The organism is Flavobacterium sp. S87F.05.LMB.W.Kidney.N (genome assembly GCF_004366435.1).
Lineage (GTDB): Bacteria > Bacteroidota > Bacteroidia > Flavobacteriales > Flavobacteriaceae > Flavobacterium.
The window spans coordinates 242,407-268,381 of record NZ_SODX01000002.1; the positions used below are offsets into that span (position 1 = coordinate 242,407).

Here is a 25,975-nt window from a genome sequence, read left to right on the forward strand (position 1 = left end):
TAAAATTCTGAAAGGCCTTTTTCTTTAAATTAAATTTGAATCTATTTACATTTCTAATTTTAATTTATTTTGGCATTGAAATCTTTGCTTTAAAACCTTTACCCGGTTCTGTATCAAAATCTATAGTTCCTTTAACAGCCTGAATGCGGCTTTCCATGTTTTGGAGACCATTTTTTATCATCTTAGTTTTTTCACAGCCTTTACCATTATCGGTATAGTTTATTAAGACTGATTTTGGGTCACTGTCAAATTTTATTACCACAAGGTTTGCCTCACTGTGTTTTTTCATATTGACCATCAATTCCTGTAAAATTCGGCTGATAGCGATCTTTTTTACATCATCTATAGTTTCCCAGTTTACACTTTCTAAATTAGTAACCATGATATTCCTTTCTCTGGTATTATAAGTAGAAAGCATTTCTTTTATACTTCTGGTAAAATCTACCCCGGTATCAATTTTATTGTTTTCTTTTGAAATTCCTCTCACGCGCCCGTAGATATCATCTAGTTTTTGTAATAGATTTTCTTTAGTATTTTCTTGAGATAAGGGTTGAGATTCGGCAAAAGCAATTACATGAAATACATCATTTGCCAATTCGTCGTGGATTTTTTTGGCAATTCTAGTTTCGGTATTGTATGAAGTTTTAAATTCTATAGCCTTGTTTTTATTTTTATAATAACGAATTAAAATTGCTATTAAAATCAGTAAAAAAACAAAAACGATAACAAATACAATTCGCATGTATTTGGCTCTTTGAAGAAATAATAAGTTTTCTGCTTTTTCTAAACGAAGTTTTTCGTTTTCATCTTTTTCTTTTTTAGAATCGTATTTAATTTTAGCAAACTTATTTTTAAAGTTATTTCTAATCTTAATAATACTGTCGTTTAGTGTAAAATATTTTTGCACATATTTAGTATCTTGAGAACTATGATTATTTGAAATTAGAATTTGAAGCGCTTCGAGTCTTTCGTCAACGCTGTTTAGTTTTGTGGCAATATTGTAAGCAGCAAGAGCATTTTCATCTGATTTTTGAAGGTCTTTTTTAGAATAGTAATCCGCAAGATGTAGATAACTTTCAATGCTTCCGTAAGTATCTTTAATTTCGTTTTTTAGATGGAGACCTTCATTCATTAAACGAAGTCCTTTTTCATCCAATCCTTTTTTTGAATAAGCATATCCTAAATTGTCTTGCATCCTGCCTTTTAGATATCCTTCAGATTTATTCTCTAAAAGTTTTTCTAAAATTGATTCTAGAAGATTAATTGCTTTATCATATTTTTTTTGGTGTATATAAAGTGCTGCAATATTATTTAGTGGGATTAGTTTTTCCTCCATATCTTTAGAATCTTTTATTGATTCTTTATAGTAAAAAATGGCATCATCATATAGAGAAAGTTCTTTGTCTGCGATCCCCAATGTATTATTTATGCAGCTTACATGGTTTTTATTTTTTATAGCATAAGGTAATGCCTCTGTTACTGTTTCTTTACTGCCATAATAGTCACCATTGATTTGCTGAATAGCAGCCATTTGAATAAGTATAAATGAGATATTGGCGCTGTCTTTTAAAGTTTCAAAAAGTAATTTTGATTTATTAAAATCATAAAAAGCGGTGTTGAAGTTTTGTTTTTGATAATCCTCATCTGCCTTATCTCTTAAACGAAGTGCCTCTTTCCGTACCGATTCAGTGTTAGGGTTGGCAGGCTTTTTTTCTTTACAAGAAAAAAAAGAAAGGAAGATAACAAAATAAAAAAACGGGGACCGTAACATATAAATTTACTTTCCCCGAAAATAGTAATAAATTAGACACTAAAAATATAATTTATTAAGCTTATGGCTTTACTGGAGGTCTAGGTACTTCACCAGGACCATCAGGATCTGCATCACCAGCTTGTAAAGGTTTAGTAACCTTTTCAATTTTCTTTTCTGTTTGAGTCTCGTATTCATCAGGAGTACAAGAAAATATCGTGAATATTAACGCAAAAGCGATAAACAGTATTAGTTTTTTCATTTTAATTTAATTTAGAAATTAGACATAGGTATTGCTGTCCAGAATTATCCAGAGTCTATTTATGACAATACCAAATTGATTTTGGGAAGTAGAGCGTGTAGGACTGTAAGATGTTATTTATACTTCCCGAATAGACTCGATCTTACGGTTTTTCCACACTGCTAATTAGAACTAGTTTATACATTTGTTTTAGTCTGCAGACAAAACTTGAACTAATTTCTATGGCAAAGTAAAGGCGTTTGTAGGCCACTGTAGATAAGGTATTCCCAGAATTCCCGCATTTCCCAGAGATTCCCGAGAATTCCTTAAATCAAAATACAAGGCATAGTAATTTAGGTTCGTTAGAACATGTTATTTCAATATAAAACCAATCTGACCTATATTATAATAGATGCAAAAAGTCCTGAAAAAGTTGCCTTGAATGATTAAAAAAAGATAGAAAATAGAGTATTGAAGAAATCAATAAATTGAGATTGATAGTTGAACAAGTAAAATCGTTGCAAAACAAGAAATAAATCATAGAATTACGTTTGGTTTTTGGGAAATGAAAATGAGGAGTCGAAAGAATATCCTAAAGAGGAAATCTTTTAAATTGTCAATTCTAAAATAATTAAGAAAGAAAGTGAAGCGGTCGCTTCGGTATATTCTGCACTTTTATGCTTGGTGCAGAAAAAAGATTAGAAAACAAAATTTCTAAATGAAGTTGGAAAGCATTTTTAAAAATAAAATGCGAAAAGAGATAAAAAAAATAATTTTTAAGGGAATAATTAAGGCGTTGAAAAAGTTTGTTTTTTGGCATATATTATCTGTTATTTATAGCTTAAAGATAAGAAAAAAATACCGATAAACCTAATGATTATCAATAAAATAACGATTTTTTTTGCTCAAAATCATGTTTTTTTTCTTGACTTTTTTAGTCGTCAATTATGAATTTTTGAGACACTTAAACTTGCCTTTTTCTTATAACTGAATTGTGATAAAATTATTTATATTTATAAAACATTACATTAGATTTAATTCTAGTAATTATCATTTAAAAAATATCTTTTATGAAAAAGCTTCTTATACTATTAATTGTTTTTTGCACATTCGGTTGTAAAAAATATGTTGTCTCGTTTGAACAGCCCACAAATATGAAACTTGATAACTTAAAGCTGGAAGTACTTCTTGATAAGCAGAAAGTTAAAGACATCACTTTAAAAGCATCAGATGCAATGCCTACTTATGAGACAGCGTCATTATCAGTATCTGATGATGGAAAACATCTGCTTCAAATAAAAGTAAAAGACACAACCTTTAGCTATGATATAAATTACCCTGAGGAAAAATATATTCTTGTAACGGCTCACTTAAAACAGAATGGTAAGATTCATATCGGAATCTTAAAACAAAATTATAAATATAGATTGCGTTGATTAATTCGATCATATTTAAATCAAAAAAAGCCTTTCACAGTTTAATTGCGAAAGGCTTTTGTGTTTTTTAAGATTAGGGGTTAAGATAAAAAATCTTTAAACCATAAACCTGAGTTTTTAATAGTCCGTTTTTGTGTTTCGAAATCAACGTGAATTAATCCGAATCTGGCATTGTAACCTTCAGCCCATTCAAAGTTATCCGTTAAACTCCACACAAAGTAACCTTCAACATTCAAACCTTCACTTTTAGCTTTTAAAATCTGTTCTAAATGATCTTGAATGTAATGTGTTCGTTTGATATCAAATACTTTTCCGTTTGTAACTGTATCTGGAAAAGCGGCACCGTTTTCAGTAATAATAATTTTTCTAATTCCTTCGTACTCGCTAAATTTCTTCAAAACATGATACAATGCAGGCGGATAAACTTCCCAGCCCATTTCGGTCGAAATCACATTTCTTTTCTCGGCGCTGACCAATTCGGCACCAATATACGGAATCAGCATGGCTGATTTTACGACTTCTCGGGTATAGCATTGCAGTCCGATGAAATCAAAATCGAAATCGAGATTGTTTAAATCGTCTTCAAGAATATAATTGTTGAGTTTTTTTAGCACAGGAAGATCTTTCTGCGGATATCCTAATCCTAAGATAGGTTCTATAAAAGTTCTGTTTAGTAAAGTATCGACACGTTTTGCGGCTTCGATATCTTTAGAACTTTCCGTTGCAGGTTCAATATGGGTGCATGAAAATGTAGTTCCGATGTTCGCATCAGGAACTCTATTTCGTAAGGTCTTCGCTCCTGCAGCCGTTGCCAAAGTAACGTGATGCATCGCTTTTAGATAATTTGTAATTCCTTTTTTTCCTGGTGCGTGAATTCCTAAAAAATAACCCGCTCCAGTAAAAACCGAAGGCTCGTTAATTACCATCCAGTTTTTTACACGATCGCCAAAATATTGTGCGCACACTTCAACATATTCTGAAAACCAAGAAACCGATTCGCGGTTTGTCCAGCCTCCTTTTACTTCGAGAGCGTGCGGTAAATCCCAGTGGTAAAGTGTAATCCACGGTTCGATTCCAGATGCAAGTAACGAATCGATAATTTTATTGTAGTAATCTATTCCAGCTTGATTTACAGGATGAATTCCAGTTGGCATAATTCTCGGCCAGCTGATCGAAAACCTAAAATTCGGAATATTTAATTCCTTAATCAGATTAATATCATCTTGATAAGAGTTATAAAAATCGCAGGCGGTTAGGGCATGATGTCCGTTTTTTATTTTCCCTTTTTGAGAAGTAAAAACGTCCCAGATAGAAGAACCTTTTCCGTCAGAATCATGTGCTCCTTCAATTTGGAAAGCGGCGGTAGAAACACCCCACAAGAAATCTTCACCAAATTGGTTTTTGTTCAAAAATGAGTTTTCAACTTTATTCATTCAATGGTACTTTCCTTTATTTTTAAATGATTTATTAATGAAGGAAAGAAGATTGCATAGCTCTTAAAAAAAGCCATTCTTTGAATGATACCAGGAATTTTAGGTTAAAGAATTTCATAACGATTAGTTTTATATCAAATTAATAAAACTAATGTGAATTTATTGTAAAGTGATTATTATCAAATAATTAAATAAAAAAAATGGGAAGATAGATTAATTTTCCCATCCACAAATTGTCAATCCAAGACCTTGTGCCTGTTTAAGCGTTTTTTTGACCATTCCATGACTGCAGGAACTTAAACCTCGACAATTTTCATTGAAATGATATTTTTTTGCAAAAACGGAGATGCAATAATTTGGTATGCAAAAACTGAAAATGGAGTCGACTTTTTTAATGGTCATGGAAGGCATCCAGAGAATAATCGTCCTTTAAAGCCTGTTACAAAGTATATTATATCAAAGTATGTAAAAAAATAAAATTTCGTTAAAATGCGATTTATGTAAGATTTTGTTGAAATCATAGAATTTTTTGTAAGTGTATCCCTGTAATTTAGCATTATTAAATTAATTCAATAAAAAAAACAAATCAACATGAAAAGTAGAAACATATTATTTGCAATGGCTTTAGGCTTAGGAATGTTTGCAACGTCTTGCAGCAGCGATGATAACGAAGGAGAAACAATTGTTCCATTACAAGGAAAATACAACTTAAGCAAAACAGGTACACTTGTTGGTACTGAAGAAGTATTGGTTGATGCCGCAGCAAACGCACCAGGATGCAACAGAGATTATTTAGATTTAAGATTAAGTAATGCAGCAGTGTATGGTGATTATAATGGAAGTAATTGTGCATTGGTAGAAACTACAGGAACTTATGTAAGATCTCATAATGATTTAACTGTTACTATTGGTGGTATTACTACAACTAGTGATATTATGAACCTTACAAACAAAGAACTTAAATTAAAAGATAAAGCAACTGGTGTAATTACTGTTTATACTAGATAATTAGTTTTCTTTTAAAAAAATAAAAACGGAAATAACTTTTAAAGTTATTTCCGTTTTTTTTATGAATTGAAATTAAAAGTTTTAGCTTACCGGAATATAAATATCGAAAGAAGCTCCTTCGTTTTGTATGCCAGAAGCTGAGATAAATCCGTTATGGTTTTCTACGATTTTCTTCACAATTGCTAAGCCAATTCCAGTTCCGTTATAATGGTCTCGGCCATGTAGTCGCTGGAAAACTTCAAATATTTTTTTATTGTATTGAGAGTCAAAACCAATTCCGTTGTCTGACACTTTAATATGGCAATAGTTTTTAGCTGGAATGAGTTTCTCATTTTTAAATTCTTTTCCAGTTTTAATTTCGCTGTTAATTTTAATGACAGTTGGAATTTCTGGATTTGAAAACTTTAATGAATTACTTATCAAATTGTACAACAATTGTTTGAATTGAAACGGAATAATATCAACTTCTGATGTTTGTCCCATTTCGATAATGGCACTTTTTTGTTCCAATTCTTCTTTTAAATCCTCTTTTACTTCGTTGATTATCTTAGAAAGTTCTGTTTTTTCAAATACACGTTCTTGAACATTAGTTCTAGAATAAGCTAGTAAATCATTAATTAAAGTCTGCATTCGCTGCGCAGCATTTTGCATTCTTCTAAATTTATCTTTTCCACTTTCAGATAAATTTTCAGATTCTTTTTCCATAATCTGAGAAGCAAAAGTCTGGATTTTACGAAGCGGTTCCTGTAAATCATGACTTGAAATATATGCAAATGACTGAAGTTCTTTATTCATTTCTTCCAGTTCATTGTTTTTTTGCTCCAATTCCAAAGCATTCATTTTTAATGTATCATCAGCTCTTTTTTTCTCTGTTAAATCATGCGTCACTTTCGAAAAACCAATAACCTCACCTTGTTTATTATGAACCGCTGTGATCACAACGCTTGCCCAAAATAAATTTCCATTTTTTCGTGCACGCCAGCCTTCATGAATTGCTTTTCCTTTTTCTCTCGCGATTTGTAAAAGTTTTTCTGGAAGGTGATTTTCTTGATCTTCTTTGGTATAAAAAATGGCAAAATATTTACCAACAATTTCTTCTGCTTTGTAACCTTTTATCTTTTCAGCCCCAACATTCCAATTTTCAACAATTCCTTCTGGATTTAAATATAAAATAGAATATTCCTGAACTTCTTCAACCATTAAATGATAACGTTCTTCACTTTTTTGAAGCGATTCGTTGATCTGAATTAATTCTCTTGTTCTAGCCGTAACTTGCTGCTCAAGTTCATGTGTAAATGCTTTTTCAGTATGAATATCTGTAAAGGCTCCCACCCATTTTATAATTTTATTATCTAAATCGTAAATTGGTTCTCCAATAGCTGTATGCCATCTATAACTTCCATCTTTTCTTCGCATTCTAACATCGCATCGATATAATTCTCCTGTTGCAAGCGAATGTTTCCAGATTTTGATATTTTCTTCAAAATCATCTGGATGTACCATAGACTGCCACGAGTCGTCGAGATCTGGGTGAATACCAGTATATTCCTGCCATCTTCCAGAAGTAAACAAAGAATTACCTTCTGCATCTGTTTCCCATATTAGCTGCGGAATACTTTCGGTTAGAGAACGGAATCTTTTCTCGCTTTCTTCGATTTTTTTTCGGGCTTCTACTTTTTCTGTAACATCAATAAGTGTCATTCTAATTCCAGAAATAGAATTATCGCTTTCGCGGAGCGGTGCAAATTCAAAATCAACATAAAACTGATTAACAGAATTTAGATCATTAATAAAAAGCAGCGATTCATATTCAGAATAAGTTTCTCCAGATTCGTAAACTTTCTTTAGTAATTCGGCGTATTTCTGTTCTTTAAGTTCTGGAAATAATTCTAAAATATTTTTTCCCTGAACATCAGCTTCTCCTTTTTTCCAAATATTATTTAGAAGAGCAAAATTGGCCATTTCGATTACAAAATTATTTCCTCTTAAAATGGCTTTAGGAACTGGAGACTGCATAATAAGATTGCGTAATTTTTTTTCGCTATCTTCAATTTTCTGCTGGTATTTTTTCTCTTCCGTTATATCTCTAACCGTTCCAATTAGTTTTTCGGGTTCATTATTTTCATCATAAAAAAGTTTGCCTTTTCCCTCAACCCAATGTATCGATTGATCGATCCAGATTACGCGAGCTTCATAATGCAGCAAACCATTAGTTAAAGCATCTTTAAATGCTTTGTTTCGAATATGCATATCATCTGGATGAAGATGTGCCAATAATTCTTCATGCGTTAAAGAAACATCTTCTTTGTAACCACCAATAACTTCAAGATAACGTTGAGAATAAGCAGGAACTCTAGTTTTGACATTTAATTCCCAAGTTCCAAGTTCACTGGCTTCAACAACAATTTTAAGCCGATCTTCGTTATGTTCAATTTTTTTACGGGTTTCTACTTTTTCACTAACTTCAGTTACGGTTACGATAATACCCGTAATTTCTCCATTTTCTTCTCTTAGCGGATGATAAAGAAAATCAAAATAGCAAATTTCTTGTTTTCCATATCGGTTTAATGGAATAGGCATTTCGTTTCCATAATAAGGAATTCCAGTAGTAAAAACATTATCTAAAAGAGAGCCAACAGTATCTTTTACTTCAGGTAACGAATCAAACAGAGGTCTGCCCACAAAAGTACTTTCTTCGCGTGCAACCAATTTTAGATAAGACTCATTCGCCATTTCTACCACATGCTGAGGTCCGCGTAAAATTGTAATTCCTACAGGAGCTTGTTTAACGGTGTTTCTAAAGCGTTTATCTGCTTCTTCAATTTCTTGTCTGGCAGTGACTTGCGCTGTGTTGTCTAGAACCCAAATTGCGATTTTAGTTACTTTGCCTTCTATGTTTTTTAGTGGAGAGTAAACAAAAGTTACGTATATTTTTTCTTTTTTGCCATGCCTGATTAATACCATTTCCACTTCATTGGCATGAAAAGGAATTCCTTCTATAATTACTTTCTGCAGTTCTTTTTCATAAAAAGGTTTAACTTCTGCAAAAGCATCCCAGTAATATTTTCCAGCAATTTCATCGTAAGTTTTTCCAGCGACTTCTACAAAACTGTCATTTACAATTTCGCTTATCAAAGTATCAGCATCAAGTAAACAAATGCCAATTGGTGCTTGATGCACCATGCTGCTTAAATTTTGTTCGTTTTCTTCAATTATTTGTTTGGCCAAATACAAATCTGTCAATTCTGCAGCAGTATTCATTACCGCATAAATTTTACCATTTGTATCGTACAGTGGTGTAAAACTATAATTGAAGTAGAATGGCTGCAATACATTATCTATTACAATATCGATTCGTGTATTTTTAGAATGGAAAGATTGTCCGGTTTCATAAACCATTGCGACTTGTTCAAATACAGATTGATTATGCAGCTCCGGAAGAATTTCTTTGTACGTTTTACCGATTACGTCGTTACCTTTTCCCCAAATTTTTATAATTGATTCATTGGCAAGTTCAATGCGCATTTCCTTACCAACATATACTGCAATAGGAAAAGGAGCATTTTCGACCAATTGTCTTATCTTTTGTTCACTTTCTTCGACTTTTGAACGAGCCAAAACCTGAGCCGTTACTTCGGTAGCAATTGCCACAACACCAGAAATAGTGCCGTCACTTTCCCTAAGCGCTTCATATACAAAATTGATATAAGTGTTTTCGGTTTGACCATTTCTATTTAATTGAACAGAACGTTCATTAGTCGTGATTTTTTTTCCGTTTTGATAAACGTTTTGAAGAATTTCATCGAGACCTTGCTCTTTAAATTCAGGAAAAGTTTCAAAAATAGGTCGATTGATTATTTTTTCTGCATTTGCTCCCCAGAGTTCGATCATTTGCTCATTGGCAATTTCAACCACATAATTATCGCCTCTAAAAATGCACATTGCAATTGGAGCCTGCATAATATTGTTTACAAATCGAGCATTGCTTTGCTGTAAAGCATCTGCAACAATTTTCTTGTCTGTAGTTTCGACTACGGTAACTAAAATACCGCCAATAGATCCGTCTTCTATTTTTATTGGACTGTATGAAAAATCAAAGAAGCATTCTTCTGTATACCCATTTCTAGATAGAAATACTTTAAAATCGGGATAGCTTACTGCTTTTCCTTTCATTACATCGGCGAACATAGGACCGGTAATATCCCAGATTTCGGCAAAAGTTACTTGAGGACTTCCACCTAATGCTTCTGGATGTTTGGTTGCGCCCAAAATTGGCAGAAAAGCATCATTATATAATTGAGTATAATTTTTTCCCCAAGCAATGTACATCCCAAAAGGATTATTAAGCATCATTGCCGTCATAGTTTTTAAACTTTGCGGCCATTTTTCAGGATCGCCCAAAGGCGTTTTGCTCCAATCCTTAGAACGTATCAAACTGCCCATTTCTCCTCCTTCGGACAGAAAATAATGTTCCTTTTTTTTTCGGTTCATTTCCAAAGAAGATTTAGGGTTGCAATATAAAATTTGCTCTTTCGGGCTGTTTAAAATTGTTCTCTGATGCGTTCGTCAGTGCGTTTTCGATAACTTTTTTTAATTTAGAAAAATCACCTGGTTTCCTAATATAAAATGATGCTCCTTTTTTATATAAGTTGTTTACAATTTCAGTATCCAAGGAGGTTGAGAAAATTATTATGGGCAGATCTTTCAGTTTTTCGTCTCCTTTTATTTCTGCTAAACATTCCAAACCGTTTTTTCGAGGCATATTCAAATCAAGAAAAAGAACATCTGGAAGGTTTAAAGCGTTAGTTTTTAAATAATCCATCAGCTGCACACCGTCATTAACTGTGGAAAGAGCGGTCTCAATGGGAATCTCATCGAGGGCTTCCTTAAAAAAATCGCAGTCATCTTCATCATCATCAGCTAATAAAAGATTGTAATGCTTTATATTCATTGCTTTTAGTCTCCTAAAATTTATTATTAATTTTTTATTTGGCTAAATTTAACTTTTTTAAGTAAGAATTCCTGTTTTTTTGTGAAGAATGTTTTTTGAAAAGAGAAAAAAAATAGCTCCTGCAATTTTATTTTAAATTTTACGTTATTAATTATTGTTAGATGTTTTTCACTCTACATTATTTTGAGTTTTGATTTCTTAATTAATCCTAAAAAGAAATCCTGTTAAAAGGGAGCAATAATACTCTTCAAGACCCTTTTTAAATCTGACTTTAAACTCTGAAATTTTCCGTTTTTCTGTATACTATATGCACAAAGTGTAAAATAATTATACACTCTTTTTTGGCCTGATTTCGCTAAAAGCCTCTACATCAGTTTTAAACCTTATTGGCACGACGCTTGCAAATTGTGTTTATGTCAAAATCTTTGATGCGTTTGTTTTTTATTATTTCTCTCCATACGAGAAACAAATAAAAGGAGAAGAAAAGATTTTACTAAAAGCCATATTAAAGAAATCAAACAGGAGTATAAGCATGGAAAGCGAAACAATTATCTCAGAACAATTTTACTCGAACAGCAGTTCGGTTATCAGCGAAAAAGCATTAAACAGTTCTTTTTTTGGAACTAAAGAAAAATCACAAAAAATACACGTAGAAAGGCCAACAAGTCCTTTTGGATTAGCAGTTCTTATTGCAACATTTTTATTAATGATTGCAGGTGTGTATTTGGTAGTTCAATTACAAGACGATTTTGAACAATTCCACTTTGAAAGAATTGCTTCAACTTGGGGACTGCCATTTTTAATCATAACTACCATTTTATTCTTATACCAAACAGGAGTTTTCTTGTACAGTTCTTATTTGTATTTAAGATATAAAGCAATTCCATCTGTATCAGACGATTTATTGCCAACTTGTACGATTATCGTTCCAGCTTATAATGAAGGAAAATTAGTTTGGGATACTTTAATGAGTCTTGCAGAAAGCGATTATCCAGCAGAAAAATTACAGCTTTTAGCAATTGACGATGGAAGTAAAGATGATACTTGGTATTGGATGCAGGAAGCAAAAGCAAAATTAGGAGATCGTGTAACTATTTTCCAACAACCTAAAAATGCAGGTAAACGCCATGCTTTATACAGAGGATTTAAATTAGGAACAGGTGAAATTTTTGTAACAGTAGATAGTGATTCTATCGTTAAAAAAGATACTTTAAGAAACTTAGTAAGTCCGTTTGTAGTAAATAAAAAGTGCGGTGCTGTTGCTGGAAACGTTCAGGTTTTGAATAATAAAAAAGCTATTTTACCAAAAATGCTGAATGTAAGCTTCGTAATGAGTTTTGAATTTCAACGTTCTGCAGAAAGTGAAGCAGGTGCAGTATTATGTACTCCTGGAGCTTTAGCAGCCTATAGAAGAGATGCAGTATTTAATTGTCTGCCAGAATGGATCAACCAAACTTTTATGGGACAGCCTTCAGATATTGGAGAAGATCGTGCTATGACAAATATGATCTTGAAACAAGGTTTTCATGTATTGTTTCAAAGAAATGCAGTTGTGTTGACTAATGTTCCAGAAGACTATAAAGGATTGTACAAAATGTTTATCAGATGGAGCAGAAGCAATGTTCGTGAAAATTTGATGATGGCTAAATATGCTTTTAAAGATTTTAGAAAAGAATCAAAATTTGGAGCAAGACTTTTCTTTTTAAATCAGTCTTTCAAAATTTTAATGACATATCCGTTCCTATTATTTATGTTCTTCTTTATTGCGGTACACCCAGTATTATTTTTAAGCTCGACCTTAATGGCAATTTTGATTTTCTCTAGTTTCACAATGCTATTTTATGCAAAAAGATATACGCTTGCAGAATCTTTCTGGGCATATTCATACAGCCTTTTTTACACTTTCAGTTTGTTCTGGATTGCGCCTTATGCAATAGCAACTGCTAGCAAAAGAGGATGGTTAACAAGAGGATTGTAATATTTCGTACACTATTTATATCACTATAAAAACTCCACCCAAGTGAAAGAGCCCGCTGTATTTTTACAGCGGGTTTTTTAATTATATGCCAATTCATTCTGAATGTCTGTATATAAATTAAAATTTGTTATGGTGGCATACGTTCCTTCGGAACGTTTCATTGGTAGAAAAAATATAGCAGTCATTAAAAATACGTTCCGTAGGAACGTTTGTTACGTCTGATGATTAAAAAGGATATTAAAATCAAACGTTTCTATGGAACTTTAAAAAATAATTCCAATTTAGAATTTGCTGCCGATGAAATGTTCCTCGCAACAAATAAAATTTGAGAATTTTTATTTGTTTTTATTTTGATTCTAAAGCAGCAATAATCTGCTTTTTCATCGCAGTATTAATGTAATCTAAAGCTTCAGCATAGGAAATAGCATAACGTCTTTCTATATTCTGAAAATGCTCTGGAAAAGTGTCTAAAATTTTATCGTAATAAATATTCAGCTGGTTTTCAGATGGCATTTCATATTTCAAACGAAGCTGAAATCTTCTTAATAAAGCGCTGTCGATTATTTCGTAATGATTCGTGGCACAAATCAGTAAACTATCAGAAGGGAAATAATCAAAAAGCTGAATTATAGTATTCACCAATCGTCTCATTTCGCCGACATCTTTATCGTCGCTGTCGCGACTTTTACCAATTTGGTCAAATTCATCTAAAAATAAAACAGCTCTTTCGCGAATCGCTTTATCAAAAATTGCCTTTAAGTTTTTAGAAGTTTCACCAATTCGAGAGTCGATTATAGTGCTGAGGTTGACAATTATAATCTTTTTGTTTAAAGTATATGCAATTGCTTTTGCCGTCGTAGTTTTACCGCAGCCTGAACTTCCATGCAATAAAATTTTATTGTCAACTTTAAGATTGTATTTCTTTAATTCCTCAAGATATTGATGCTCTTTAATAATCTGAAGCAGTGCAGATTTGTTTTCATTACTAAAGAATAAATCATCTAAAGCAATTTTTTCGGTATCGATTACGGTAAGATCATTCAGGTTCATCTGCTGTTTATTTTGCTGCAAAATTAAGGTTTATTCTGTTTTGTTCTAACGAATAAGGATGTTAAAGAAAATCCTTTGAAATAAATAAAATCATTACGTTTTAATTCTTTTCTAAAATTTGAACAGATAAAAAATCTGCTGTGGATTCTTCTGCAGCAGATTTTTTTTATTTCTAAAGCTTAAGCAGAGTTCAATTGAAAAAATAAGATAAAAAATTTCAATTTTAGATTTAAAGAAATTGGCTACGGCATTTTTTTGAAATTTAATAAAAATACAATTTTAACTTAATAATGGTTTGAATTTAATATTTTGTAAAATCCATTTTATTTTAATTGAAGAATTCATTTAAGTTGAAAAAAAGAATGTATTTTGTGTTTTAGATTAAACATTTTTTAACGTTTAGTTGTTTTTAAAATTAAGAATTATAGCAAATATAAAATTGTGTTGTCGAGAACAAATTAGGATTATTGGCTAAATTTATTATGTTTGTTGCGAATTATTCAATTTCAAAAACCATCATTCATTTGTCGACTCTTACCTTAAATCAAGATCAAATTTTAATTGATCGTCTTCGTGACGGCGATGAATCGGCTTTGACAGAATTGTATAATAAATTTTGGCAGGCGCTTTTTATGTCTGCTTATAATGTCATCAAAGACAAAGAATTGTGCGAAGATATTATTCAGGATATTTTCATGAATATCTGGCACAATCGAGAAAAAATTGAAATTCATATTTCTTTAAAAGGCTACATGTACGCGTGCGCCAGATATCAGGTTTTTAATCATTTAAGAAAAAATAAAGACAAAATACATGTCGAACTTTTTGATGATGTTGAAAAACGATTTCTAACAACTACTCCCGAAACGCAGTTAATGCACGACGAATTGGTTCAGCAGCTCAATTTAATTATCGAATCGCTTCCCGAAAAATGTCAGGCGGTTTATAAATTAAGCCGTGAAGAACAACTGAGTCATAAAGAAATTGCCGAACGACTTAATATTTCTACAAAAACCGTCGAAAACCATATTACAAAAGCCCTGCATACTATAAGATCTTCTATGGGCGAGAGTATGAGTATGGCGATGATTTTATGGCTTTCAAAAAATATCTTTTAGCAAAAAAATAATGCAGTGATTAGATTGTTGATGCGTGGTTTTTCTTCTTTTTTAGTTGTCTTTCAAAAAAAATCAAAAAAAATACGATTTGGACTAGGGGGTATGTGTCTTTTTGGATACTTACTTAATAACTCCCAGAATTAATATAAAAAAAATGAAAAAAGAGGATTTTTTAGTGCTGCTAAATAGATATCTTTCCGGTGATACCACTCTCGAGGAGAATAATAAATTATTGAATTATTACGAGAGTTTTCAAACCGCACAAGATTGGGACGATGCATTGGGTTCTAAAGAAGAAATGGAACTCAAAATGAGAACGCGTCTTCAAAATGCACTTCAATCTGAAGAAAATAAAATTATTCCTCTTCAGCCTTTTTATACTAAAACGACTTTTAAACTAATGGCGATGGCAGCATCACTATTATTGTTGATTTCGATTTCATTATTCATTAGTAAAACAAATCCGCTTAAAATAGAAACACCGGCAGTTGCCCACAAAGAAATTCTAATTGGCAGCGATAAAGCTACTCTGACATTAGAAGACGGTTCTGTAATTGCTTTAGAAAAAGGAAAATCGTATACGCAGGGGAATGCTTCTAGTAACGGAGAAAAATTGATTTACAATTCAAAAGATGCTAAACCTGCCGCAATTGCAAACAATTACTTAACGATTCCGAGAGGCGGACAATTTTTTGTTCAATTAGCCGACAGTACTAAAGTCTGGCTTAACTCTGAATCTCAGCTAAAATATCCAGTTGCATTTATCGATGGCGAAACCAGACAAGTAGAGTTGGTTTATGGAGAAGCCTATTTTGAAGTTTCGCCAAGCACCAAACACAAAGGTTCAAGATTTAAAGTAAAAACTCAAAGTCAAAATGTAGAGGTAATTGGAACAGAATTTAATATTAAAGCCTACAAAGACGAAACTACTATTTATACCACATTGGTAAAAGGGATAGTTGCGGTAAGTAATGCTAGTAAAAAACAAATTTTAGCGCCAAACGAACAATCTAGAATAACTGATTATAACGGAAATATTGCCGTTTCGGATGTGGATGTTTACAACGAAATTTCGTGGAGAAAAGGATTATTTGTGTTTAAAGGAATGCCTCTAAAAGATATTGCAAGAGTACTTTCTAGATGGTACGATGCTGATATTGTGTTTGCTGATCCAGCTCTTGGAAACGTAAAATTTAATGGAGTTTTAAATAAAAATCAAAAATTAGAAGACATATTAACGACCATCAAAAACATCAATTTTATTAATGCCTATGAGAAAAAAGACAATAAGATTATTATAAAATAAAAAGAAAAGGGATTAAAGTTTAGACCTCTCACCGTACTGCACTTCATCCCTTTCTGTGTATTAATCAATTAATCAGTTTTAACAACCAACCAACCAATTAACATGTAAATTTATGAAATTTAAATTAACCAGTGCCTATTTCTATTTGAGAAAGAGGCTAATTATTAACATTATGAGAACTTTTATCTTCTTGTTTTGTACTACAATTTTTGGTTTTTCTCCCGTAAATCTATTTTCACAAAACACAAAAGTTGTAATTGCCGCTGATAAAATGGTGTCTGTTGACGAAGTTTTTGACATTATCAAGCAGCAAACAAATTATACTTTTATTTATCAGGAAGATTTATTTAAAAAATTACCGAGAGTACAATTAAAAAAGGGAAAAATTAGGGTAAATGATCTTTTAAAAGCGACTTTTACAAGTAAAGATTTTGACTTTAGTTTTACAAATGGAAATACGATTGTTGTAAAAGAGGTTCGTCCAGAAAGAGTTGTAGTACAGCAGTCTAAAAATATAGAAATTTCTGGTGTTGTAACCAATCAGAAAAAAGAACCGCTGCCAGGGGTTAACGTAAAAGTTAAAGGTACAAATGCAGCTGCCCAAACAGATTTTGACGGGAAATTTAAAATTACAGCGCCAAATGATGGAATCTTATTATTTACTTATATTGGACACAGAGCCGAGATTGTTGCCGTAAATAACAGAAAGGTAATCAATGTTTCGCTTACCGAAGAGACCAAACAATTAGAAGGTGTTGTCGTAAATACAGGGGTTACGGTTCGTAAAAAAGAATTAATTACAGGAGCAGTCTCTACTTATAAAGGTGAGGAATTACGACAAGTTTCGACTCAAAACGTTGTTCAGGCCTTAAAAACGTTAGATCCTTCGTTTATGGTTTTAAACAATAACATTGCAGGTTCAAACCCAAATGTTTTGCCAGTAATCGAAGTGAGAGGACAGACCAGTTTATCTGTAAATCAAGTAAATGATCGTTTTAAAGAAGATCCAAATCAACCTTTGTTTATCTTAGACGGATTCCCGACTACATTACAGCAAGTTGTTGATTTAGATATTAATAGAATTGCCAATATTACGCTTCTTAAAGATGCTGCTTCTACGGCATTATATGGTTCACGGTCTGCAAACGGAGTTGTTGTTATCGAGACCAATAAACCAATTCCTGGAAAATTACAAATTTCTTATGTCTATAATTCATCTTATGAATTGGCAGATTTAAGTGTTTATAATTTAATGAATGCGGAGCAGAAATTAGAATTCGAAAGACTTTCTGGCGCTTATGTAATAAAGCGTCTTGGCGACTATGCTACACAATTTAAGTGGGATGAAATTTATAACCAGCGTCTGGCAAATGTGCGTCGTGGTGTTGATACTTACTGGCTGAATGAGCCTATTCAAATGGGAATTACTTCGGGACACAGTTTGTCAATTGGCGGAGGATCAGACGAATTTAGATTCAATCTTGCCGGAAATTACAAATCTTTATCAGGAACAATGAAAGGCTCTGAGCATAATACTTGGGGATACAATGCCAACTTGATTTATAAAAAGAAAAAAGTAAGTTTCAATAATAACTTCTTTATTTCAGGAGGTAATAATCAGGAATCTCCTTATGGCTCATTTGCTACTTGGGCAAAAGCAAGTCCGTATTATGAAAAATATAATGAAAATGGAGTTCCAACACGTTATTTAGATGGAACTAATATTCCTGTGGGAAATCCAATTGTAAACGATTATGTAAATCAGGCAGAGAATCCTTTATATAATGTTCGTTTAAACAGCTTTGACAAGAGTGTAGATTTTAATTTCACAAACAACTTTGCTATTAATTATGACATTAATCCTCATATAAAAACAACTGCAGCACTATCGGTTTCTAGATTGCAGACTACATCTACAAAATTCGTTTCGCCAGATAACACGCAATTCATTTCAGATATTCCAACAGAAAAAGGAAGTTATGAGAGAAAAGATTATCTGACTAATAAATGGAATGGAAATATTGGAGGGACATATTCAAATGTTTTTAATAATGTTCACTCTGTTACGTACACGTTGCGAGCTTCGGCTTTAGAAACAAGATATGGATCTTATAGTTCTATTTTAAGAGGATTCCCATTAGGAGTTGAAGGCAATCCTAGCTTTGCTTTTGGATTTGAGAAAGATTCAAAACCTGGAAATTACAATGAAATGGTGCGAAGCGTTGATTTAACCAATCAGCTGAATTATGCTTACAATAGAAAATATTTGCTTGATTTAACTCAGACAATTTCCGGAGCAACCAATTTTGGAACAAATAAAAAATATTCACCTTACTATGGTATCGGTATTGGATGGAATATGAACTATGAATTTAACATGAATGTGGATGTCGTGAATATCTTAAAACTTCGTGCAAATTTTGGTCAGACAGGAAATCAAAATCTTGTTGGTTTTGCTTCACATGATATTTATACTTATGATCCTAATACTAATATTTTTGGCGCCGGATTAAACGTTTCGCAATTGGCAAACATCAATTTAGAGCCACAAAAAACAAAAGATTTGTCTTTAGGATTAGACTTGGCAATGTTTAGAAACAGATTGACGGCAACTTTGGGAGCTTACAGACGTAGAACTTCTCCACAAATTGTTGAAATCGATCTTGCGGCTTCAACTGGAGTTACCGCTTATCCTTTAAATATTGGTTATATCACTACTCAAGGTTTAGAGCTTAAAGCCAATTATACTATTATTAATAATGCTAAATCTGATTTTTATTGGGGAGTAGGATTAACCGCGACTACAAATGAAAATGAATTAGGAGGCTTTAATAATGCTTTGGCTTCATTAAATGATGCGGCCAAAAAAACAACCAGTCTGACAAGATTTTATGATGGAGCCAGCACAAATGATCTTTGGGCAGTGCCTTCATTAGGAATTGATCCTGCTACAGGAAGAGAAGTTTTCTTGAAGAAAAATGGAGAAACTACATTTATTTTAGATAAAAATGATGAAAGAATCATGGGTAATTCAAGAGAAATTGCAACAGGTGTTTTTTCTACAAGTGTTAATTACCAAAGCTTCAGTTTAGGAGTATTCATCCGTTACAGTTTTGGAGCAGATCAATTCAACACTGCTTTATATGACAAAGTCGAAAATATCAGCTCAAGTAATATTTTTGATAATCAAGATGCCAGAGCGTTTACAGACCGATGGACAACTCCAGGACAAATCGCACAATTTAAGGCTATCAGCTTAACAAACGAAACACCGATTTCGTCTCGATTTATTCAAAAAGCAGATTATATATCAGGAGAATCGCTTCGTTTAGGATATCGCGTAACCAACAAAGCTTGGCTTAATAAATCAGGATTAGCTGGTTTAGCATTCAATGCTTATGCAAATGAGTTTTTTAGAGTTTCGACTATAAAAGCTGAGCGAGGAATTGAATATCCTTTTTCAAGAATTTATTCTTTAAGCATAAACGTATCATTTTAATACAGAAATTATGAAACAGTATTTTAATAAAATAGCATTAATCATCTTGATTGCATTGTTAGCGACAGGCTGCAGTGATTTCTTGGATGTAACGCCTCAGGATAAAATTTTAGAAAATCAAATATTTGAAAATGAAGCTGGAATGCAGAATGTGCATAACGGACTTTATTTAAGTCTGGTATCTGATGACCTTTACGGAAGACAGCTGACAATGGATGCCGTAGAAATTTTAGGGCAACAATATAATATGACAAACAATACTTCTAAAAGTAAAATAGCATCATATTCTTATACAGAAAGTCATCCTAAAGCAGTGTTCTCTAATATCTGGGAAACAGGATATAAAACTATTTTGTATGCAAATAAATTTTTAGAAAGCATGGATGAACATGCAGGAATTGTTTCAAAGGAAAAAGCCGATCTTTTAAAAGGAGAAACAATCGGGATTAGAGCAATGCTTCATTTTGATCTTCTTCGTTTATATGGACCAATCTATAAAGTTGATCCTTCGCTTCCTGCAATACCTTATTATGACACTGCCGTTACTGCAAATCAGCCTTTGATTTCTGCAAAAGATGTTGTGGCTAAGATTCTGGCTGATTTGGATAAAGCCTTAGAATTATTAAAAAAAGATCCAATTTTGACTTCAGGAAAATATAATGCTACTACTGATTTTGATGCTAATCCGTATTATTCTGCAAATAGAGGTTTACGAATGAATTATTTGGCTGTAAAATGTCTTAAAGCACGTGTATTATTATATTCTGGAGACAAAACGGGGGCTTCTGCAGTAGCAAATGAAGTAATTAACTTTACTAAATCGACGACGTTTTTTCCATGGACTCCATTTTTAGAAGCCACAAATGCTTCAAATCCAGATCGAATTTTTTCTTCTGAAAACTTTTTCGCTTTAAGTGATTACAGATTATATACAAAACAAAAAGCTTTATTTGATTATAATCTATCCAATGAAGCTATTTATTCGCCTTTATTGAGCAGATTAACAGCTGTTTTTGAATCAAATGATAATGATTACAGAAGCCTGCCAAGCTGGAAAGTTCCTGCTGTTGGTGGAAAAACGCAAAAAACTTTTTACAAATATGAAGATGTAGAGACAAAAACAAAGCTATTTCGTCTGCAGATTCCTATGATAAGACTTTCAGAAATGTACTTGATAGCTGCAGAAACCGCACCAGTACCAGCCGACGGAATTGCTTTTTTAAATACACTTCGTTTTAATCGCGGTTTGACAAATTTGGCTGCAACGGCAAATGTTACTACAGAAGTTACAAAAGAGTATAAAAAAGAATTTATTGGCGAGGGACAGCTATTCTTTTACTATAAAAGAATAAATAGTGCTACAGTTCCTAATGGCTCAGCAGCTTCTGGAAACATAACTATGGGAGCACTTCAATATGTTGTGCCATTGCCAGACATTGAAGTTAATTTCCAATAATTTTAAACAAAGTATCATGAAAAAAATATTGATTTTAAGCATATTGTTTTTATCATTTTTAGGACTTGCTTCATGCGATCAGGAAGGAATAGAAACATATAGTGGAAGTGACAGCATTTATTTTGCACCTTCTGTTTATGGAATTTCTGACGGTGCAACTATAACAGTAACAGATAGCACAGGGATTACTTTCGCTTTAGACAAGGCTGAAATTGCTGGTAGAATTTATAATATTCCAGTTCGAGTGCAAGGAAAAAGCAGTGATGTGGACCGAAAAGTAAAAATTACCATAGATCCCAAAAGTACTGCCGTATCAGGAACTCATTTTAAAATTCCTGAAAATTTTGTAATTCCTGCAGGAACGGTAGTGAATGATCTGCCAGTAACTGTTTTCAGAACTGCAGACATGAAGAAAAATGGTTTTTTGCTGATTTTAAATTTAGAGGAAAACGAATCGTTTAATACGAATATGAAAAGTAAAGTAATAAATAATCTGACGAATAAAAAAATCAGCTTTATTACTTTCAAACTTTCTTTTGATGATAAATTAACGCAGCCTATCGGATGGTATGCACCATATTTAGGTGTTTTTTCGGCAAAGAAATTCTTCTTGATGTGCGACTTGATTCATTTAGAGCCAGCAATGTTCAATCAGAAATTAGGTTCAGTAGGACTTGCTATTTCTGATATTATGTATTATCAAGCTTTTATGAAACGTTATCTGGCTGACCAAAAAGCATCTGGCAATACTGTTTATGAAGAGGATGGGAAAGAAATGGTCTTTCCTTAAAAATCATTTAGTAAATTTTAAAAATAGAACATTATGTTAAAAAATATAAAGATTCAATTTCTTTTGTCGCTGTTGCTGGTTTTAACTTATAGCTGTGCTGAGGATGAAGGAAATTACAATTATAGTGCAATAAATGAAATACACGCGACTGGTATTGAAGAAGCGTATACGGTTTATACGGGTGATAATTTTAAAATTACGCCTGATTTGAATGAAACTTTAATTGACGTCAACAGTACAGATCGTTACAGCTACGAATGGGTAGCGCTAAATCCTGCTAAACTTTTATTAGAATCACGAACATTGCTTGCAACTACCAAAAATTTGGATGGAGTCATAAAGTTAGCACCAGGAAGTTATAATATCTACTATTTTGTAAAAGATAAAGTTACAGGCGTTACTTGGCAGCAAGAACCTTTTAAGCTAAATGTAGTTTCGGCTATTTATGAAGGCTGGATGGTGATAGGAAATGTAAACGATAAAGCACGTCTCGATATGGTTTCAATTGTGCCAGGTGTTGCACAACCAAGAATTATTACAGATGTTTTAGATGCTTCAGGTTCTGCTTTAAAATTAACTGGCAAAGCTGTAGAGGTTTCTTGTTTTGGAAGCGCCGTTTCTACTACTTCGGCTTATGGGATTTATGTAACTACTACAGAAAATGGTACCGCAAGACTTGATCCAGATTCTTTTGCGTGGACTCAATCACAAAATTTGGCTTATGAAACTTTGGGAGGTTCATTTCCTACCAATTTTGGGGTTGATTTTATGGAAACTCCTGGTGCCGGAGGCGAAAATTTTATTTACAGCAAAGGCGATATATATTATTATTACCGCGCTTTTAATATAAAATACGGTTTGCCTCAAAACATATTAGAGACAGCTACAAAAACTTTTTATGCAGCGCCTTTTATAGCTTCTAATAATGGCTCAAGTGCAGCGCCGGTTTTCTTTAATAATGAGACTAGCAGTTTTGTTCGTTTTAATTATTCAAAAGGAAATTGTTCGGCGATGCCACCTGTCACTGGAACTGCATCAACTTTAGATTGGAATAATACGAACTCCGATTTAATCTACATGACTACTTCTGGATTTAATGGTTATGAAAATTTTGCTGTTCTAAAAAATCGATCAACAGGAAAATACTATTTACTGCGTTTTTCTCGAGGTTTGATTCAAAGTTATTACAAAGAAATTTTGAATGCGCCAGAATTTGACAAAGCAACAAAATTTGCTGTAAGCCCAGATTCAGGGTATTTATTTTATGCAGTTGGTGGTAAAGTGTATGAATATGACAACGGAACACAATCGGCTAAATTGATGATTAATAAAGGTGCTGAAGAAATAACTTATATCGCTTTTAATTCTCTAGCAAAAAATGCTGACAAAAAATTAATTGTGGGCAGTTATGGAACTTCAGGCACATTAGAGCTTTATACAGTTCCTCCGGTAAACGGCGATTTAGTATTAACTGACAAATATGAAGGCTTATGCAAAATCGTCGATGTTGCATACCGCCGAAGATAATTTTAAACTAAAAAAAACCGGATGAAGCATGAAATTCATTCTTCATTCGGTTCTTAACAATCACACTTTATGAAACGATTTATTAGAATCGCAAGCGCAGTTTTGCTGCTTGCCTGTCCATCTATTGCCTTAAAAGCACAGGCTCAATCTACCGAAGAAAGCTGGGCGCAGGCCAAAAAACAAGCGCAAACGGAGAAGAAATTAATCTTTGTCGATTTGTATTTTACGGGCTGTGCGCCGTGTGCACAAATGGACAAAGAAGTATTTCCAGATCCAAAAGTTGCTACTGTTTTAAATGCCGATTTCGTCACTTTCAAGTCTGATATTTTAAAAGAAGAAATTGGTAAAAAATTATGCATGAAATACGGCGTAACTGGTTTTCCAACATTTTTATTTATGAATGCAGATGGAAAAGTAATTGATATTGCAGGCGGATTTCAAAACGTTGAGCAATTTACAGCCTTGCTTCAAAATGCAAAAGAAGCAGCTAAAAAAGGAATCTTCAAAAAGTATAGTCCAGAAATCCAGGAAAAAGATTATCCTGATTTTTACAAACAAGCTTATTTAGATGGAAAAAGAAATGTTCCGTTTGAGGTTATCGATACGTATTTAAAATCCAAAGATGCTTCTGAAGAGGTTTCTTTTGTGATTATTACCGGATTAAGAGTGGGTAAACAATATGATGATCCATTTCTTTTGACGAGTAAAAAATTAGCGAGTGATTACGGAAAATGGAGTGTTAACAGTCATGTATTTACAATTTTACAGCGCAAGAAAAAAGAATTTGAAAAAAAGAAAGATTTGAAAGGTTTTAAAGAATTAGTAAATGATGCTAAAGAACTATACACGCCAGAAGAATTTGCCAAATACTCGGGTATTTTACTGAAAGATTTTGGAGTAGAAAAAGTGGTTGTGAATCCGTATTCTGTACAAAAGTAAATCGAAATGAAAAATATATTCTTGTTTTCAACCCTGATTTTTGGATGCTCCATTTATGCTCAAAACAGCATTCAGAAATCTATTGAAACTTTCGAAAAAGCCTTTAAGGATAAAGATTACAGTGCAATTAAAAACCTAATAGCGCCAGAATTTACTGTGGGTTCTGGAGATTCATCTTCGAATGAATTTTATTTCAATACTATTTTTAAAGCATATCCAAACTTAGATTCAATACAAGTTGGAAAATCAAAAGTGGAGAAGAACCAAACCAAAACAGCGGTTAATTTTTTCTTTACAGGAAAAGAAAAGAAGCCGTCTGAGATTGTTTTCAATTCAGAGAATAAAATGGTTTATGTTACTTTTTTCGATGGCTTATATCGAGTAGATCGAAATGCAGAAGTCAAAAAACTGGCAAGTATTCCGTTTCAAATTGTCGAAAACGGAATTGCAATTAAAATAAAACTAAATAAAGCAGATCGCGAGTTTTTAATGCTTTTTGATACAGGCGCCGACGGAATGGCTTTAAATCCCGACAGCGCGTACAAAGCGGGAGTTGTTCTGACGAAAACCAAATCGGCTTCTGTAGTTGGCGGAAGTCAGGAAGTGAAATATTCTGCGGATAATACGATTTATATTGGCGATCAGGTTCTAAAAAATCAAGGATTGGTAATTTTTCCAAAGCACGGCGTTTATGACGGCTTATTTGGTGCCAATTTGCTTCGAAATTATATCACTTCTGTCAATTTTGATACCATGACAATTGATTTGTACAACTTCGGAAATTTTAATTATTGGGGAAAAGCAAAGCCGTTGGTTTTTGATTATAAATCGGGACTTCCGGTAGTAAAAATGAATCTGACTTTTGAAGATAAAAAAACAGTAGAAGGCAGTTTCACTTTTGATACTGGAGCAGGTTATGATCTTATTGCTTACGGACCTTTTAATCATAAAAATAATCTCGAAGCAAGTTTAAAAACCGAGTACACATCTGTCAATTACAGTTTAGGAAAACAAACTAAAATTGTTGGCGGCGCCATTCCGAATATTTCTATTAACGGAAACAATTTTTCAAATGTAACCGTGGCACTTCAAGAGTATGACGAAGCCAATAAAAACTGGGCTTTCGCCGATGGGTCTTTGGGAATTGATTTAATAAAACGTTTCAATTTTACAATCGATTTATTACACAAAACCGTGTATTTAGAACCCAATAAAAATTTCAATAAAACACCTTCTTTTTATTTGAGCGGACTCGATTTAGATTTTGATGAAAAGCAGCATCTTTTGGTAAAAAGAGTTTTAGATCAGCAAAATGAAGATTTAAAGAAAGTAAAAGTTGGAGCAAAAGTTACTCAGATAAACGATTTCGAGGCCAAAGATTTAGCAAAACCAGAAAATCTTAAAAAGCTGAAAGAAACTAAAGAAAGCAAAGATATTATTATAGAACAAGACGATCAATCGATGCGAATTTCAATTTAATCTATCAAACAAAA

Annotated in this window: 17 protein-coding genes; 11 read left to right on the plus strand and 6 right to left on the minus strand. The window is 32.8% G+C overall.

All coding sequences use genetic code 11. The features are described 5' to 3' along the window. Positions 1 to 64: 64 nt before the first annotated feature. Positions 65 to 1,771: a tetratricopeptide repeat-containing sensor histidine kinase gene (locus EDB96_RS06915; protein ID WP_057116766.1), complete on the minus strand. Its 1,707-nt coding sequence runs from the start codon at positions 1,769 to 1,771 to the stop codon at positions 65 to 67. Positions 1,772 to 1,832: 61 nt separating this feature from the next. Then, positions 1,833 to 2,012: a hypothetical protein gene (locus EDB96_RS06920; protein WP_057116765.1), complete on the minus strand. Its 180-nt coding sequence runs from the start codon at positions 2,010 to 2,012 to the stop codon at positions 1,833 to 1,835. 1,049 nt (positions 2,013 to 3,061) lie between these two features. Here EDB96_RS06920 and EDB96_RS06925 point away from each other — a divergent pair. Further along, positions 3,062 to 3,427, plus strand: a complete 366-nt coding sequence (locus EDB96_RS06925; RefSeq protein WP_057116763.1) for a hypothetical protein — start codon at positions 3,062 to 3,064, stop codon at positions 3,425 to 3,427. Positions 3,428 to 3,507: 80 nt separating this feature from the next. Here EDB96_RS06925 and EDB96_RS06930 read toward each other — a convergent pair whose 3' ends face one another. Beyond that, complete coding sequence (locus EDB96_RS06930) at positions 3,508 to 4,860, minus strand: GH1 family beta-glucosidase (RefSeq protein ID WP_134139874.1); 1,353 nt, start codon at positions 4,858 to 4,860, stop codon at positions 3,508 to 3,510. Positions 4,861 to 5,451: 591 nt separating this feature from the next. Between EDB96_RS06930 and EDB96_RS06940 the strand changes: the two genes are divergently transcribed. Beyond that, on the plus strand, positions 5,452 to 5,868 hold the full coding sequence (locus EDB96_RS06940; protein WP_057116761.1) for a lipocalin family protein: 417 nt from the start codon (positions 5,452 to 5,454) through the stop codon (positions 5,866 to 5,868). Between the two features lie 81 nt (positions 5,869 to 5,949). Here EDB96_RS06940 and EDB96_RS06945 read toward each other — a convergent pair whose 3' ends face one another. Both EDB96_RS06945 and EDB96_RS06950 read right to left on the minus strand, forming a co-directional pair. Further along, a complete protein-coding gene (locus EDB96_RS06945) occupies positions 5,950 to 10,359 on the minus strand; it encodes a PAS domain S-box protein (protein ID WP_134139878.1) in 4,410 nt (1,469 codons plus the stop codon). 13 nt (positions 10,360 to 10,372) lie between these two features. Next, complete coding sequence (locus EDB96_RS06950; RefSeq protein WP_057116760.1) at positions 10,373 to 10,819, minus strand: response regulator; 447 nt, start codon at positions 10,817 to 10,819, stop codon at positions 10,373 to 10,375. 532 nt (positions 10,820 to 11,351) lie between these two features. On the opposite strand from EDB96_RS06950, the gene EDB96_RS06955 reads away from it, so the two are divergent. Then, positions 11,352 to 12,797 carry a glycosyltransferase gene (locus EDB96_RS06955; protein WP_057116759.1) on the plus strand — a complete coding sequence of 482 codons (1,446 nt, stop codon included), beginning with the start codon at positions 11,352 to 11,354 and terminating at the stop codon, positions 12,795 to 12,797. Between the two features lie 345 nt (positions 12,798 to 13,142). On the opposite strand, the gene EDB96_RS06960 is transcribed toward EDB96_RS06955, so the two are convergent. After that, complete coding sequence (locus EDB96_RS06960; RefSeq protein WP_134139880.1) at positions 13,143 to 13,847, minus strand: AAA family ATPase; 705 nt, start codon at positions 13,845 to 13,847, stop codon at positions 13,143 to 13,145. 467 nt (positions 13,848 to 14,314) lie between these two features. On the opposite strand from EDB96_RS06960, the gene EDB96_RS06965 reads away from it, so the two are divergent. The 8 genes from EDB96_RS06965 to EDB96_RS07000 all read left to right on the plus strand — a co-directional run bounded on the left by EDB96_RS06965 (position 14,315) and on the right by EDB96_RS07000 (position 25,961). Then, positions 14,315 to 14,965, plus strand: coding sequence for an RNA polymerase sigma factor (locus tag EDB96_RS06965; RefSeq protein WP_134139882.1), 651 nt, complete (start codon positions 14,315 to 14,317; stop codon positions 14,963 to 14,965). Between the two features lie 154 nt (positions 14,966 to 15,119). After that, positions 15,120 to 16,271, plus strand: coding sequence for a FecR family protein (locus tag EDB96_RS06970; RefSeq protein ID WP_134139883.1), 1,152 nt, complete (start codon positions 15,120 to 15,122; stop codon positions 16,269 to 16,271). Positions 16,272 to 16,443: 172 nt separating this feature from the next. Further along, positions 16,444 to 19,770 (plus strand): SusC/RagA family TonB-linked outer membrane protein, encoded by a 3,327-nt coding sequence (locus EDB96_RS06975; RefSeq protein ID WP_166669276.1) that lies wholly within the window; start codon positions 16,444 to 16,446, stop codon positions 19,768 to 19,770. A 10-nt stretch (positions 19,771 to 19,780) separates the two neighbouring features. Then, a complete protein-coding gene (locus EDB96_RS06980; protein WP_134139887.1) occupies positions 19,781 to 21,226 on the plus strand; it encodes a RagB/SusD family nutrient uptake outer membrane protein in 1,446 nt (481 codons plus the stop codon). Positions 21,227 to 21,242: 16 nt separating this feature from the next. Further along, entirely contained in the window at positions 21,243 to 22,016 is a 774-nt protein-coding gene (locus EDB96_RS06985; RefSeq protein ID WP_057116753.1) for a DUF4843 domain-containing protein, read from the plus strand. A 33-nt stretch (positions 22,017 to 22,049) separates the two neighbouring features. Beyond that, on the plus strand, positions 22,050 to 23,543 hold the full coding sequence (locus EDB96_RS06990; RefSeq protein WP_057116752.1) for a PKD-like family lipoprotein: 1,494 nt from the start codon (positions 22,050 to 22,052) through the stop codon (positions 23,541 to 23,543). A 69-nt stretch (positions 23,544 to 23,612) separates the two neighbouring features. Further along, positions 23,613 to 24,482 carry a thioredoxin family protein gene (locus EDB96_RS06995; protein ID WP_134139889.1) on the plus strand — a complete coding sequence of 290 codons (870 nt, stop codon included), beginning with the start codon at positions 23,613 to 23,615 and terminating at the stop codon, positions 24,480 to 24,482. Between the two features lie 6 nt (positions 24,483 to 24,488). After that, the gene (locus EDB96_RS07000) at positions 24,489 to 25,961 is read left to right on the plus strand and encodes a retropepsin-like aspartic protease (protein WP_134139891.1); all 1,473 of its coding nucleotides are present in this window, start codon (positions 24,489 to 24,491) and stop codon (positions 25,959 to 25,961) included. The last annotated feature ends 14 nt before the right edge of the window (positions 25,962 to 25,975 follow it).